Genomic DNA, 14,565 nt, shown 5'->3' on the forward strand with positions numbered 1-14,565 from the left:
GGCGTCACGCCTCGTCGGCGGCCGGGACCCAGAGCGGCCCGCGCAGCACGGGGGCGCGCTTGGGCGGCGGCAGGGCGCGGCTCCCGGCGAGGTCGGCGAGCTCGGGCGCCTGGGCGGTGTCGTCGACGGTGAGGAACAGGCCGCGGGCGCGGGCCGCCCGGCCGAGATCGGCCCGGCTGGTCAGCACGCTCTGGGCCGGGCTCGTCAGCAGCGCGATCACCACCGGCGACAGCCACAGGGCGAGCCACGGGTCGCCGACCAGCGCCAGCGCGAGGCCGGCGAGCGCGCCGACCACGAGGGCGTCGGCCTGCAGGCGGCAGGCTTCCGCCCAGCTCACCTTGCGGTCGTCGCGGGCCTGGGCGTCCCAGCGCACCACCCGGCCGAAGAAGGTCGAGATCACCGCGCCGGCGGTGAACAGCGTCATCACCGGCCAGAGCAGCACCCAGATGCCCTGCTCGAGCGCCGCGCTCGCCAGCAGCGAGCGGGTGCCGCCGAAGGCGTCGCGCCGCGCCTTGGAGGCGAGCACGTGGCCGAGGCTCAGGAGCTTCGGCAGGGCCAGCACCGTGAGGGTGAGCGCGGCGAGCCCGTGCGCGGCGGCGCCGGTGCCGGTCAGCCCGTAGCCGAGCAGGCCGAGCTCGCCGGTGCGCGCGGCCAGCCATGCCCCCGCGACGAGGTAGGCGATCCACAGGGGCAGCACCCCGTAGGAGACGATGCCGACGGCGAGGTGCCAGCGGCTCGCCGCGCGCAGGCCCGGCCAGGGCAGGACGCGCAGGTGCTGCATGTTGCCCTGGCACCAGCGGCGCTCGCGCCCGAGGAGGTCGACGAGGTTCGTCGGCATCTCCTCCCAGGTGCCGTCCATCTCCGGCAGCAGGCGGACCTCCCAGCCGGCACGGGCCAGCATCCCGCCCTCGACGATGTCGTGGCACAGGATCTCGCCGCCCAGGGGCGCCCTGCCCGGCAGCACCGGCAACTGGGCGTGGTCGGCGAACGCCGCGATCCGCAGGATCGCGTTGTGGCCCCAGTAGCTCCCGTCCGGCCCCTGCCAGGTCTCGAGGCAGCGCAGGGCCAGCGGCGCGTAGAGCCGCACCGCGAACTGCTGGATGCGGGCGAACAGCGTGTCGCGGCCGGCGGCGTAGGACACGGTCTGGATCAGGCCGGTCGCCGGGCTCTCCTCCATCAGCCGGGCGAGGCGGCGCATCGTGGCGCCGGTCATCAGGCTGTCGGCGTCGAGCACGATCATGAAGTCGTACTGGTCGCCGTAGGTCCTGGTGAACTCGGCGATGTTGCCGGCCTTGCGCCCGATGTTCTCGGTGCGGCGGCGATAGCGAATCCGCGGGATGCCGGGGCCGGCGGTCTCGCGCCAGGCCTGGATCCGGGCGAACTCGTGCTCCTCCACCGCCGCGATCGCGCCGTCGCGGGTGTCGGAGAGGACGAAGAGGTCGATGTCGCCGCCGAGGGACTCGTCCTGGGCACCGTCCCGCGCGGCGTCGCGGGCGAGCGAGCGCGCCATCACCCGCAGCGCCGCGAACACCGCCACCGGGTCCTCGGCATGGATCGCCACCACGGCCGCCGTGCGCGACAGGCCCGACGCCTGCGCCGGCACCGTCTCCGAGCGGCGCTCCAGGGCGGATTTCGCCCGCGCGCCGAGGCCGGCGGCGATCAGGCCGTAGAGGTACTGCCACGCCACGAACGACTGCCAGGTCATCACCACCGCGAACAGGACCAGCACGGTGCGGGCGAGCCAGGCGCCGGTCGGGTCGGCCGGGACCGGGTAGGCGACGGCCGCCAGCCACGCGAGCGCCGCGCCGGTGGCGAGCGACGGCACCGCGAGCGCCAGCCGCCGCCCGCCCAGCGAGCCGATGCGCCCGGCGCGCTGCCAGGTTTCGGCCGCGCACCTCTCGACAGGGCGCCCGTCGGCGTGGGAGGCCGGCACTTTCGTGGACGGAATGGGGCGCGTGGCGGGCATGGAGCGCATCGAACTCGAAGGTGAGGACCACCCGCCGGAGGCGGGGCCGCAGCGCGGCGCCGGCGAGGGCCGGGGCGACGGGCCGGGGCCGGGCCTGCCGGCGCGAGGAAGCCCCGAGGCCTCCCCGCGATCGGCCGCCAGCTTGTCCCCCTCCCGCCGCCGCGTTCTCCGCACGGCCCTGACCGCGATGGTCGGCAGCGTCGTTCCTAGCGTCATCGATCTGAATGAGGCCCGAACGATGGCGCAGGAGCGGCAAGCGGTGACGGACGGGCCGACCACCTTCGCCACGGTGTCCGCGATGGCCGAGCGGCTGGCCGGCGCGCCCTACGTCGCGCCGCCCGAGGACCTGCCGGGCGCCCTCGCCGGGCTGACCTACGACCAGTACCGCGCCATCGTCTTCCGCCCGGCGGCGGCCCTGCGCCTCGGGCGGCACTTCAGCGCGCAGCTGTTCCACCGCGGCTTCCTGCAGCGCAAGCGTTGCGCGCTGTACCTGCAGCCGAAGGCCGGGCCGGCCCAGGCCGTCGCCTACGAGCCCGGCCTGTTCGAGCTGGGCCGGGCGCTCGACGGCCAGAGCTTCCCGACGACGCTCGGCTTTGCCGGCTTCCGACTGCACTTCGCCGCCACCGAGACCCCGCCCGGCCGCCCGCGCGGCTTCCAGGAGGAGTTCCTGGTGTTCCTCGGCGCGTCGTACTTCCGCCTGCGCGGCGAGGGCCAGGAATACGGGCTCTCGGCGCGCGGCGCGGCGATCGGCACCGGCTCGGCCGCGGGCGAGGAGTTTCCCGACTTCACCGCCCACTGGATCTGCGAGCCGGAGGACGATGCGAAGACGATCACCGTGCTCTCGCTCCTCGACAGCCCGAGCCTGTCCGGCGCCTACCGCTTCGAGATCGCGCCGGGCGACCCGGCGCACATCCAGGTCACCGCCGCGCTCCACCCGCGGAAGGACATTCCCCAGCTCGGGCTGGCCCCGCTCACCAGCATGTTCCTGCACGGCCAGAACGGGCCGGGCGCGCGCGGCGCCAGGCCCTTCGACGACTTCCGGCCGCAGGTGCACGATTCCGACGGGCTGGTGGTGCGCTCCGGCGCCGACCGGCTGTGGCGCCCGCTGGTCAACGGCCGCCCGAGCCCGCAGATCTCCGCCTTCCGCGCGGCGCCGCTCTCCGGCTTCGGGCTGATGCAGCGCGAGCGGACCTTTGCCGCCTACCTCGACGTCGAGGCGCGGCAGGAGGCCCGGCCCGGCCTGTGGGTCGAGCCCGCCGCCCCCGCGACGAAGCCCGAGATGGTCGCGGCCGGCGCCTCGCCGCGGGCCGGCGACGCGTTCGCGGCCGGCCAGGTGCAGCTGTTCGAGATCCCCTCGGTCGAGGAGTACATGGACAACATCGTGGCGGCCTTCGTGCCGGACGCGCCCGTCCGCCCCGGCCACCCGATCGCGCTCGCCTACGGGCTCACCACGGTGGGAGCCGAGCCGGTGCCGGCGCTGCCCGGCACCCTCGCCCGCGTGATCTCGACCCGCATCGGCTCGCCCGACCGCCTGCGCCCGGTCGACCCGCCGATCCCCGGCCGGCGGCTGTACTGCATCGACTTCGCGGGGCCGGACCTGCCGCAGGGCGCCCTCGACGCCGAGGGGGCGGGCGTCGCCGCGATCGTCTCGGCCAGCGCCGGCACGATGCACGATCCCGTCGCCGCGCCGGTGCCGCAGACCGGGGGCTGGCGCATCTACGTCGAGTGGCGCCCCCCCGCCGCGATGCCCCCGGGCGACGTGGTGCTGCGTGCCCACCTCACCCGGGCCGGACGCCGCATCAGCGAGACCTGGGACGCGGCGGCGTAGGCGCGCGCGGGCGGGCGAACCCCGGAAAGGCCTCCCTTCGCCCTCGCTTCACCGGAGGCGGGCCCTCCCGACCTCGGCGGGCGCGCCCGGAGCGCGGGCAGGCCCCGGATCCGTGCGGGGCCGGGGGGAGGCGCGGCCGCCTGCGCCTCGGCATCGGTGTTCACCCCAGGTTGCCCTCGGCGCGCCGACCCGTCAAACCTTGACGTCTCGTCGCGACAACGTTCGGCGGATGGGGACCGACGCGGGGGAGGAAGGGCGGAGCCAGCGTGGACGGGGACGATTCCGAAGGGCCGCCGCGCCGCCGCCGCCACCTGCCGGGTGCCGAGCGCGAGCGGCAGATCGTCGAGGCGGCGACCCGCTTCTTCGCCGAGCAGGGCTTCGGCGGCCAGACCCGCGAGCTCGCCGCGCGGATGGGCATCACCCACTCGGCGATCTTCCGCTACTTCCCAACCAAGGAGGCGCTGATCGAGCGGGTCTACGACCGGGTCTTCGTCGCGCGCTGGAACCCGGATTGGGGCCCGATGGTGCGGGACCGCCGCCTTCCGTTGGAGGCGCGGCTGGTGCGGTTCTACCAGGAATACGCCGCCCGGATCTTCGACTACGAGTGGGTGCGGATCTTCGTGTTCGCCGGCCTGCGCTCGGTCGACATCACCCCGCGCTACCTCGCCATCCTGCGCGAGGCGCTGATCCTGCCCGTCTGCGCCGAGTTGCGGGTCGAATTCGGCCTCGCGCCGCCCGAGGTGCTGCCGTTCCAGGAGCGCGAGATCGAGGCGGTCTGGGCGCTGCACGGCAAGGTGTTCTACATCGCGGTGCGCAAGTACGTGTACAACCTGCCGACCCCCGACGACGTCGGCCCGATCCTCGCCGACGACGTGCTCGTGTTCATGCGCGGCGCGCCGACGCTGTTCCGGGCGATCCACGCGGCAGCGCTGCGCGGGTCGGCGGAGCCGGGCTGACACAGGTTCGAACGGATCGTTCGCATCGCCGACTCGGCCCCCTCTCCCGAACGGGACGAGGGGACCCGCGCCGCCTCCGGCTGAAGCGGGGATCCGCGAACCCGACCACGCTGGCGAAGCGGCGCGATCGCATCGTCCCTATCGGAACGCCGCCCGGTCACGGCGCGCGCGCTTCGCGAAGCGTCCATTCTCCGGATACGCGGCGTCGAACTCCGCATCGAATGCCTTCGCGATCAGATCGGCGAAGGCAATTTGCACGTGACTGGGTCGCGCTCTCATCGGCCGGCATGCGTTGTGCGGGTTTCCTCGAAACCGGCACAACAGAACCGTAGGGTCCGAACCTCGTGGCCGGGGTGTGGACGCGGCCCCGAGGCGAAGGTGCCGGGCGGCCGATGGACGACCGCTCTCGGGGGACATCGACGGCCGTCCGCAGGCGCGGCATGGGCCGGATGCAGGCCATCGTCATGAAGGCCATCCGCCGACATCTCACGCCGTGCGGTCGCCCGCCCCGAGCTCGCCGCGGTCCCGGTGGCACGCCACCTCATGCTCCGGCCCCACCGAGCGGCGCAGCGGAAGCTCGGTGCGGCAGACGGCGATCGCGGCCGGGCAGCGCGGGTGGAACGGGCAGCCGGGCGGGGGCGCGAGCGGGGACGGCGGCTCCCCGGGGAGCGCCTGGAACCGGCGCTTGCCCGGCACCAGCTTCGGCGTCTGGGCGAGCAGGCTGATCGTGTAGGGGTGGGCGGGGGCGCAGAACAGGGTCTCGGCCGGCGCCACCTCGACGAGGCGGCCGAGATACATCACCGCCACGCGCGAGGCGACGTGGGCGATCACCCCGAGGTCGTGGCTGACGAACAGGTAGGTCAGGCCGAGGTCGCGGCGCAGCTCCAGGAACAGGTTCAGCACCTGCGCCTGGATCGAGACGTCGAGCGCCGCCACCGACTCGTCGCAGACCAGCATCCGCGGCTTCACCGCCAGAGCCCGCGCGATGCCGATGCGGGCGCGCTGGCCGCCGGAGAACTGGTGCGGGTAGCGCGCCATCGCGTCGGCCCCGAGGCTGACCCGGGCGAGCTGGTCGGCCACGTAGGCGCGCTTGTCGCGGGCCGCGACGAGGCCGTGGGCGACGGGGGCCTCGCCGACGATGTCGAGCACCCGCAGGCGCGGGTTGAGGGACGCGGTGGCGTCCTGGAAGATCATCTGGACGGACAGCGCGGCCGCGCGGCGCTCCGCGGCGCTCGACCCGGCAAGGTCGCGCCCGTCCCGCAGCACCCGGCCCCGGCTCGGGGCGTGGAGGCCGGCCGCGAGCCGGGCCAGGGTGGATTTCCCGCAGCCGGATTCGCCGACGAGCCCGACCACCTCGCCGGCCCCGATCGCGAGGTCGACCTCGGTCACCGCCTGCACCGCGCTCGGCGGCCGGCGCTCGCCCAGCAACCCGGCGAGCCGGGCGGCCAGCGACGGGCTCGACCCGAACCGCTTCGAGACGCCCTCGAGGCTGACCAAAGGTTTCACGTGAAACGCGCCGGCTGGAGGGGATGGCGGCAGAGGGCGAACCGCGACGGCTCGGCGCGCGCGGTCGGCGGCGGCGCGGCGCAGTCCGGCGTGGCGCAGGCGCAGCGCGGGGCGAAGGCGCAGCCCGGCGGGCGGTCCGTCAGCGCGGGCGCCATGCCGGGGATCTGCGCCAGCGGCACGCCGCGGGCGTTGCGGCTCGGGGCGGAGGCGACCAGCCCGGCGCTGTAGGGATGCAGCGGCGCCTCGATGACGTCGGCCACCGGCCCGGCCTCGACGATGCGGCCGGCATACATCACGCAGAGCCTGTCGCCGAGCCCGGCCACCACCGCGAGGTCGTGGGTGATCCAGATCAGGGCGGTGCCCATCTCGGCGCAGAGCGCCTGCGCCTCGGCCAGGATCTGCGCCTGGATCGTCACGTCGAGGGCCGTCGTCGGCTCGTCGGCGATGAGCAGGGCCGGCGCGTGCAGCAGCGCGATGGCGATGGCGATGCGCTGGCGCATCCCGCCCGAGAGCTGGTGCGGATAGGCGCGCAGGCGCGCGTCGGGTGCCGGGATCCCGACCTTGACCAGGGCCTCGCGCGCCCGCGCCCGGGCGGCCGCCGCCCCGACGCGCTCGTGCGCGCGGATCGCCTCGACCACCTGGGTCTCGACCCGCAGCACCGGGTTCAGGGTGGTCATCGGGTCCTGGAAGATCATCGCCATCCGCCTGCCGCGCAGCGGCCGGAGCTCGGCCTCCGGCAGACCGGCGATGTCGCGGCCCTCGAGCAGGATCCGGCCGCCCGAGACCCGGCCGGGCGCCTCGATCAGCCCCATCAGCGCGAGCCCGGTCACCGACTTGCCCGAGCCGGATTCGCCGACGAGCCCCAGCACCTCGCCGCGGCCCACGGTGAGGCTCACCCGGTCGACGGCGACGTGCTCGCGCCCGCCGGCCTTGAAGCTCACGCTGAGGTCTTCGAGGGCGAGGACGGGGGCGGTCATGGCGCATTCCCCTGCCCGACGCCGCTTGCCTCCCCCCTCTGCGGGCTTGCGGAGGCGCGCATGCCCGCGCGTCGGCAGACGGACGGATTGCGCGAAGCACCACGCGGCCCCCTCTCCCGAACGGAAGAGGGAACCCGCGCCACCTCGGGAATGCGTGGCGAAACATGTGACCGCGATCGCCCGCCGGGGCCGGAAGGGATGTGCACGGACGGATTTCTTCGGCCGGTCCCGGAGGCCATCAATCCGAAAACCTCGGATTCAGCACGTCGCGCAGCCGGTCGCCGACGAGGTTGATCGCGACGATGACCGCCACCAGCGCCAGGCCGGGGAAGGTCGAGATCCAGTACTTGCCCGAGAGCAGGTAGTCGTAGCCGTTCTTGATCAGCAGCCCGAGGGAGGGCTCGGTCACCGGCACGCCGACGCCGAGGAAGGACAAGGTCGCCTCGAGCGCGATGGCGTGCGCCACCTGCATCGTCGCCACCACGATCACCGGGGCCGAGCAGTTCGGCAGCAGGTGGCGGAAGATCAGGCTGCGGCGCGGCAGCGCGAGCGCGCGGGCGGCCTCCATGTACTCGCGCCGGCGCTCGACCAGGGCGGTCGCCCGGATGGCGCGGGCGTAGTAGGCCCATTGCACGGCGATCAGGGCGATCACCACCTTGTCCACGCCGCGGCCGAAGGCGGCGAGCAGCACCAGCGCGATCAGGATCGCCGGGAACGAGAGCTGCAGGTCGGCGAGCCGCATCAGCACGGCATCGACCCGGCCGCCGGCGTTGGCCGCGAGCACGCCGATCGTGGAGCCGAGCGTCGCCGCGACCAGGGTCGCCGAGAGGCTGACGACGAGGGAGACGCGCAGGCCGTAGAGGATGGCCGAGAGCATGTCGCGCCCCTGCGCGTCGGTGCCGAGCGCGTACAGCATCCCGGAGACGCTGCGGCTGCCGGGGGGCAGGGTGCCGTCCATCACGTCGAGGTTGGCGAGGTCGTAGGGGTCCTGCGGCGCGATCCAGGGGGCGAGGCAGGCGGCGAGGACCGTCAGCACCAGGGCCGCCAAGCCGAGCGCCGCGCCGGGGCTGCGGACGAACGCACGCACGTGCGCCCGCCAGACCGGCTCGGCCGCGGCGGCGACCGGCCGCGCGGCGGGCGGCCCGCCGGCCGTTGGGAGCGTCTCGCCCGTGCTCACGCGGCCTCCGACAGGCGGACCCGCGGGTCGAGGGCGGCGTAGATCAGGTCGACGATCAGGTTGATGACCACGAACAGGCACACGGTCAGCATCAGGTAGGCGACGATGACCGGGCGATCGAGCCGGTTGATCGAGTCGATCAGGAGCTTGCCGATGCTGGGCCAGGCGAACACCGTCTCGGTGACGACGGCGAAGGCGATCATCGAGCCGAGCTCGAGGCCGATCACGGTGATCACCGGAAGCAGGATGTTCTTCAGGACGTGCACGCCGACGATGCGGGCCGGCGACAGCCCCTTGGCGCGGGCGAAGCGCACGTAGTCCTGCAGCATCGCCTCGCGGGTGCCGGCGCGCGCCAGCCGGATCACCACCGCGAGCTTGAACAGCGCCAGGTTCACCGCCGGCAGCACGAGGTGGCGCAGGCCGTCGAGCGTCAGGAGCCCGGTCTCGATGCCGAGCACGTTGACGGTCTCGCCGCGGCCGCCGGCCGGAAACCAGCCGAGCGTCACGGCGAAGACCAGCACCAGCATCAGGCCCTGCCAGAAGCTCGGCAGCGAGAACGCCAGGATCGAGCCGGTCATGATCGTTCGGCCGGTGCCCGAGCTCGGCTTGAGGCCGGCCCAGAGCCCGAGCGGCAGGCCGACCGCGACCGCGAGCACCAGGGCGGTGAGCGCCAGCTCCAGCGTCGCCGGCAGGCGCTGCAGGATCACCGATAGGGCGGGCTCGTTGTAGACGAACGAGCGCCCGAGATCCCCGTGCAGCGCGCGCCAGGCGAAGGTGCCGAACTGCACCGGCAGCGACCGGTCGAGCCCGAGCCGGGCACCGATGGCGGCGCGCTCGTCCGGCGTCGCGTCGGGCGCGGCCAGCATGTCGATCGGATCGGCGATGGCGTAGACGCCGACGAACACCAGCGTCGCCATCGCCGCGACGGTGACGAGCGCCTGGCCGAAGCGCTGGATCAGGTAGGTCAGCATGCAGGTACGCCGCCGAACGGGGCGCGAGTCCCCTCTCCCCGCACGCGGGGAGAGGCCCGGCTGCACCCCGTCGTGCAGCCGGGAAGCGCAGGCGAAGCCGGAGCGATGGTGAGGGGACGCGAACCGACGAGGCTCCGCCGTCGAAGCCCCCTCACCGTCGGCTGCCGCCTCGCCGCGCCGACGACGCGGTCCTCGCGGCCCTCTCCCCGCGTGCGGGGAGAGGGGATGCCCGGTGCCTGGAAATCCCGATCCCTCACTTCACCACCGCGACGTCCATCGCCAGCGTGTACTGGTCGATCCGCGGCGTGTAGCGCAGGCCCTTCACCGTGGCCCAGGGGGTGACCTCGAAGTGGAGCGGGATCAGCGGGTAGTCCGCCATGGCGAGCGCGGAGGCCCGGCGCAGCAGGGCGGAGCGCTCATTCTCGTCGAAGGTGCGCATCGCCTCGATGGTGAGGCGATCGACCTCGCGGTTGCAGTAGCGGCCACGGTTGGTGAAGCCGCGGCCGGATTCGGGATCGAAGCACAGCAGCAGCGAATTCAGCGAGTTCGACATCTCGCCGGAATCGGCGCCCCAGCCGGCGAGGTAGGCCGAGAACGAGAAGGTGTTGCGCCGGGTGAAGAAGGTCGACGCGGTCGCGGCGTCGAGGCTCGTCTTCACGCCGATCCGGCTCCACATCTGGGCCACCGCCTGCGCGATCTTCTCGTCGTTGATGTAGCGGTCGTTCGGCGTGCCGAGCGTGATCTCGAAGCCGTTCGGGTAGCCGGCCTGGGCCAGAAGGTCCTTAGCCGCCTTCGGATCGTAGGCGACGACGGGGAAGTCCTTGGTCGTGCCGGCCAGCGGGAACGGCAGCAGCTCGCCCGCGCCCTGCGCCACCCCGCCCATCACCCGCTCGACGACGGCCTTGCGGTCGATCGCCTTGGACAAAGCCTCGCGCACGCGCCGGTCGAGCAGCGGGTTCTTGTCCGGCGGCGCAGCCTTGTCGGTGCCGCGGATCGTCGGCGTCTTCCAGCCCGGGCCGTCGAACTGGTCGAGGTGGATGTAGATGATGCGGTTCGACAGGCCCTTGGCGACGGTGAAGCCCGCCGCCTCGATCCGCGGCAGGTCCTGGATCGCCGGGTTCTCGATCAGGTCCGCGTCGCCGGCGAGCAGCGCCGCCACCCGCGGGCCGGTGGAGACGATCGGCTTCATCGTCACCGTGTCGAAGGCGGGCGCCGCGCCCCAGTAGGTCGGGTTCCGGGCCAGCACGACCTGGGTGCCGCGCACGTACTCCTTGAGCGCATAGGGGCCGGTGCCGACGGCGACCTTGGGGTTGCCGAAATCGGTGGATTTCGGCGGCGTGCCCATGCCGGCGCACCCGCCCTTGGCGAAGGTGACCGGGCCGGGCGCGCCCGAGGCCTTGGCGCTGAGCATGCCGAGCGCGGTGATGTTGGTCGGCAGCAGCGGCAGCGGCTCGGCGGTCCTGATCACCACGGTGAGCGGATCGGGCGCGGTGACGCTCTCGAACGGCCGGACGAAGGTGGCGAAGGAGGAGGGCGAGTTCTCCACCAGCGGGATGCGGCAGAAGGTGTAGATCACGTCGTTGGCGGTGAACGGCGTGCCGTCCGAGAAGGTGACGTTCGGGCGCAGCCTGAACGTCCAGGTATGCGCGTCGTCGGCCGTCCAGGCGAGCGCCAGCGCGGGCAGCACCGTCATCGCGGGGTCGGTGGTGACCAGGCCCTCGAAGATGTGGCGCCGCAGCGCGTTGTTGGGGCCGAGGTTGTGGAAATGCGGGTCGATCGACGTGGCTTCCGCGGCGAGGCCGATGCGCAGGTCGCGCGCCGCGGCGCCCAGCGGCCCGCCCGCGGATGCCAGCGCCCATCCGCACAGGACGGCGCGCGACAAGGTCCGGCACGGACGGCGGCGCGTCTCGATCATCGACGGTTCCGTGTAGAAGGAGCGGGCACGCGAGGGTGGCGCATCGACGGCGCGAGAGCATTTTCGAGCGAGGCGGCGTCCGGCTCGCGTGAAGACAATGCGATCCCGCACCCTGGATAGAGCCTGTTTCGTGATCCATCGATCACGGGACAGGCTCTAGCGTCAATCGTGCCAATCCTCGGGTCGGAGCGTTTTCAGGCGGGGCGGATGCCGTCTCGCGTGTGACGATGCGACCCCACAAGACGTGCGACCCGGTTTCGCGATCCGAGGATCGTGGGCCAGGCTCGCGCCACACCGGTCAAGGACACGCGCAATGGGTATGAAGACGACGTTCGTGGTCCAGACCTTCGTGGTCAAGCGCAAGCGCCTGGTGCCCGGCGACCGCGAGGTGGCGCCGACCGAGAGCGGGGCGCTGAAGAAGGCGGAAGCCATGTCCGGGCGGATGCCCGGCACCGCGGCGCTGAAGGTGGTGGCCGACGACGAGACCGGCGAGCTGGAAAGCGCGACGATCCTGGCGAGCTTCGGCGAGGTGCCCGAGGACTTCGCGGAGAGCCTGCAGGGCGGCTGAATGGCGCCGGAAACGCGAAAGGCGGAGCGGGCCGCCCGGCCCGCTCCGCCTCCATCAGGGTCCGCGCGGCCTTCAGCGGCCGCTGGGCGCCGCACCGCTGCCGGTGGTGCCGTTTCCGCTGCCGCTGCCGGCGGGCGAGCCCGCGGTGCTGGTCGAGGGGCCGCCGCTGGCGCCGGGGGGCGGCGCACTGGCGCCCGGGGCCATGGTGCCCGAGCCGCCCATGGTGCCCGAACCGCTCATGGTGCCGCCGGTCGATCCCGCCGTGCCCGCGCCGCTGCCCGAATTCACGGTGCCGCCCGCGCTGGGCCCGGCGCCCGGGCTGCCGGTCTGGGCGAAGGCGGTGCCGCCGAGCGGCAGGATCAGGCAGGTGGCGAGCGCGAGAATCTTGTACGACATCAAGTTTCCTCCTGGTTTCTATACGGGAGCAACGGTGTCGCGGCCGGCTTGTTCAATATCGATCGCTGCAGCCGCAGGTTCGGGCCGCCCCCGGCGGCCTCGCACGGCGGCCCTGATCGCCCCTTCCATCCTCCCCCGTGCCGCCCGGCGCTTTGACACGGGGGAAGGCATCGCGGACACGGTAGAAAGGCATCGCAGGCACGGGAAAGGCATGGCGCGACCCGCCGGCGCCGACGGGGAGCCCCGCCGCATGATCGAGCCCAAACCGGTCTTCGACGACCTCACCGCCTTCCACCTCGCCCGCGGCATCGCGCGCTGGGGCTGGACCGTGGGGGCGCACAGCTACGGCAATCCGCGGGTGCTGGAGCCGGAATCGGCCCGGCTCCACATCGGCCGGTTCTGCTCGATCGGGCCGAACGTCACCATCGCGCTCGGCAACCACCGCACCGACCTCGTCACCACCTACCCGTTCCAGGCGCTCGCCGCCTTCTGGCCGAACGCGGCGGCCGGCGCGCACGACCACGCCACCCGCGGCGACGTCGTCCTCGGCGACGAGGTCTGGCTCGGGGCCAATAGCACGATCCTGTCGGGCGTCACCATCGGCAGCGGCGCCGTGGTCGGCGCGGGCGCGGTGGTGCGCCGCGACGTGCCGCCCTACGCCCTCGTCACCGGGAACCCGGCGACCGTCCTGCGCTACCGCTTCGATCCGGAGACCATCGCGCGCCTGCTGGAGGTGTGCTGGTGGGCCTGGGACGACGCCCGGATCGCGGACCACCTGCCGCTGATCCTCGGCGCCGACATCGCGGCGTTCCTGGCCCGGGCCGAGGCCGCGCCGAAGCGCCCGCGCCGGCCGCGAAAGCCGAAACCCGCCGGATGAGCGCCGGCCGGCGTGCGAGCCGCGCCGTTGCGCGCGGGGGCCGGTTCTCGCTATCCCTCCCGGCACCACCCCCGGCCGCCGCAGCCCGGCACGAAGGACCGAATGCAAGCCGCACCGACGCCCACGGACATCCTCGCCACGCTGGTGGCGTTCGACACCACCAGCGCGCTGACGAACCTGCCGCTGGTCGACTGGGTCCAGGATTTCGCGGAGACGCACGGCGCCGCGGTCGAGCGGGTGATGGACGAGACGGGGGAGAAGGCCGCCCTGTGGATCACGGTCGGGCCGGCCGGCGTGCCGGGCTACGTGCTCTCCGGGCACAGCGACGTGGTGCCGGTGGCCGGCCAGGACTGGAGCCACGACCCGTTCCGGCTGACCGAGGCCGACGGCCGGCTCTACGGGCGCGGCACCTCGGACATGAAGGGGTTCGTCGCCGTCTGCCTCGCGCTCCTGCCGGAGATGGCGGCGGCGCCCCTCGTCCGGCCGCTCCACCTGGCCCTGTCCTACGACGAGGAGGTCGGCTGCCTCGGCGTGCGCCCGCTGATCGCGCGGATGCGGGCGATGGGCCTCGCGCCGCTGGGATGCTTCGTCGGCGAACCGACCGGGATGGCGGTCGTCACCGGGCACAAGGGCAAGCACGCCGCCCGCGTCACCTTCCGCGGCAAGGCCTGCCACTCGGCGCTGGCGCCGGCCGGCGTCAACGCGGTCGAGTACGCCGCGCGCTTCATCCTCCACGTCAGGCAGATGGCCGACGCGCTGGCGGCGTCCGGCGCGCGCGATCCGCTCTACGACGTGCCCCACACCACCGGGCTCAGCAGCGTCGTCCACGGCGGCACCGCCCTCAACATCGTGCCGGACCGCTGCAGCGTCGACTTCGAGTTCCGGGCCATCGGCGCGGACGATGCCGGTGCGCTGGCCCGGCGCGCGATCGCCTTCGCAACCGAGACCCTCGCCGCGGAGATGGCCGCGCGCGATCCCGCCTGCGGCGTCGCGGTCGCCCCGCTGATCGATTATCCCGGCCTCGAGACCGCGGCCGATTCCGCGCTGGTGACGCTGGCCAAGCGGCTCGCCGGCCGCAACGGCCACGCCAAGGTCTCGTTCGGCACCGAGGGCGGGCTGTTCCAGGCGCTCGGCGACGTGCCGGCGGTGGTGGTCGGCCCGGGCTCGATCGCCCGCGCCCACAAGGCCGACGAATTCATCACGCTCGCCGAGCTCGACGCCTGCGCCGCCTTCGTGCGCCGGCTGATCGCGGAGAGCTGCGAGGGCTGACGGCCCGCTCGCCCCGGCCTGCGGCGGCCCTATCTGACGAGCGATGCGCCGTCCCTTGCCCGCCGCGCCTTCCCTCCCCCCGACGGATCTCGGGCTTGCCCGAGATCCGCACCCCGTATGCCCAAGTCGGGCAGGCCCGACTTGGGTACGGGGGAGGGT

At 73.6% G+C, this 14,565-nt stretch carries 12 protein-coding genes; 5 read left to right on the forward strand and 7 right to left on the reverse strand.

Annotated features, from left to right (window positions below):
• Positions 1-4 precede the first annotated feature (4 nt).
• Entirely contained in the window at positions 5-1,966 is a 1,962-nt protein-coding gene (mdoH, locus tag MKK55_RS24950; protein WP_243938188.1) for a glucans biosynthesis glucosyltransferase MdoH, read from the reverse strand.
• 238 nt (positions 1,967-2,204) lie between these two features.
• Between mdoH and MKK55_RS24955 the strand changes: the two genes are divergently transcribed.
• Both MKK55_RS24955 and MKK55_RS24960 read left to right on the forward strand, forming a co-directional pair.
• Entirely contained in the window at positions 2,205-3,794 is a 1,590-nt protein-coding gene (locus tag MKK55_RS24955; protein ID WP_147863031.1) for a glucan biosynthesis protein, read from the forward strand.
• A gap of 266 nt (positions 3,795-4,060) precedes the next feature.
• The gene (locus tag MKK55_RS24960; RefSeq protein ID WP_243938190.1) at positions 4,061-4,750 is read left to right on the forward strand and encodes a TetR/AcrR family transcriptional regulator; all 690 of its coding nucleotides are present in this window, start codon (positions 4,061-4,063) and stop codon (positions 4,748-4,750) included.
• A gap of 486 nt (positions 4,751-5,236) precedes the next feature.
• Here MKK55_RS24960 and MKK55_RS24965 read toward each other — a convergent pair whose 3' ends face one another.
• From MKK55_RS24965 to MKK55_RS24985, 5 genes are all read right to left on the reverse strand, one after another.
• The gene (locus MKK55_RS24965) at positions 5,237-6,256 is read right to left on the reverse strand and encodes an ABC transporter ATP-binding protein (RefSeq protein ID WP_243938192.1); all 1,020 of its coding nucleotides are present in this window, start codon (positions 6,254-6,256) and stop codon (positions 5,237-5,239) included.
• A complete protein-coding gene (locus MKK55_RS24970) occupies positions 6,253-7,233 on the reverse strand; it encodes an ABC transporter ATP-binding protein (protein WP_243938194.1) in 981 nt (326 codons plus the stop codon). The genes MKK55_RS24965 and MKK55_RS24970 overlap by 4 nt, the downstream gene beginning before the upstream one ends.
• Before the next feature lie 238 nt (positions 7,234-7,471).
• A complete protein-coding gene (locus MKK55_RS24975) occupies positions 7,472-8,320 on the reverse strand; it encodes an ABC transporter permease (protein ID WP_243938231.1) in 849 nt (282 codons plus the stop codon).
• A gap of 86 nt (positions 8,321-8,406) precedes the next feature.
• A complete protein-coding gene (locus MKK55_RS24980) occupies positions 8,407-9,381 on the reverse strand; it encodes an ABC transporter permease (RefSeq protein WP_243938196.1) in 975 nt (324 codons plus the stop codon).
• 253 nt (positions 9,382-9,634) lie between these two features.
• Entirely contained in the window at positions 9,635-11,296 is a 1,662-nt protein-coding gene (locus MKK55_RS24985) for an ABC transporter substrate-binding protein (RefSeq protein ID WP_243938199.1), read from the reverse strand.
• 313 nt (positions 11,297-11,609) lie between these two features.
• Here MKK55_RS24985 and MKK55_RS24990 point away from each other — a divergent pair, with 313 nt between their 5' ends.
• Positions 11,610-11,864: a hypothetical protein gene (locus MKK55_RS24990; RefSeq protein ID WP_147729101.1), complete on the forward strand. Its 255-nt coding sequence runs from the start codon at positions 11,610-11,612 to the stop codon at positions 11,862-11,864.
• Between the two features lie 72 nt (positions 11,865-11,936).
• Here the strand turns inward: MKK55_RS24990 and MKK55_RS24995 are convergent, their stop codons facing one another.
• Entirely contained in the window at positions 11,937-12,260 is a 324-nt protein-coding gene (locus MKK55_RS24995) for a hypothetical protein (RefSeq protein WP_243938201.1), read from the reverse strand.
• 250 nt (positions 12,261-12,510) lie between these two features.
• Between MKK55_RS24995 and MKK55_RS29120 the strand changes: the two genes are divergently transcribed.
• Complete coding sequence (locus MKK55_RS29120) at positions 12,511-13,137, forward strand: CatB-related O-acetyltransferase (RefSeq protein WP_279596351.1); 627 nt, start codon at positions 12,511-12,513, stop codon at positions 13,135-13,137.
• Positions 13,138-13,239: 102 nt separating this feature from the next.
• A complete protein-coding gene (gene argE, locus MKK55_RS25005; RefSeq protein ID WP_243938203.1) occupies positions 13,240-14,406 on the forward strand; it encodes an acetylornithine deacetylase in 1,167 nt (388 codons plus the stop codon).
• Positions 14,407-14,565: the final 159 nt, after the last annotated feature.

The organism is Methylobacterium sp. J-059, from assembly GCF_022829485.1.
Classification (GTDB): Bacteria; Pseudomonadota; Alphaproteobacteria; order Rhizobiales; family Beijerinckiaceae; genus Methylobacterium.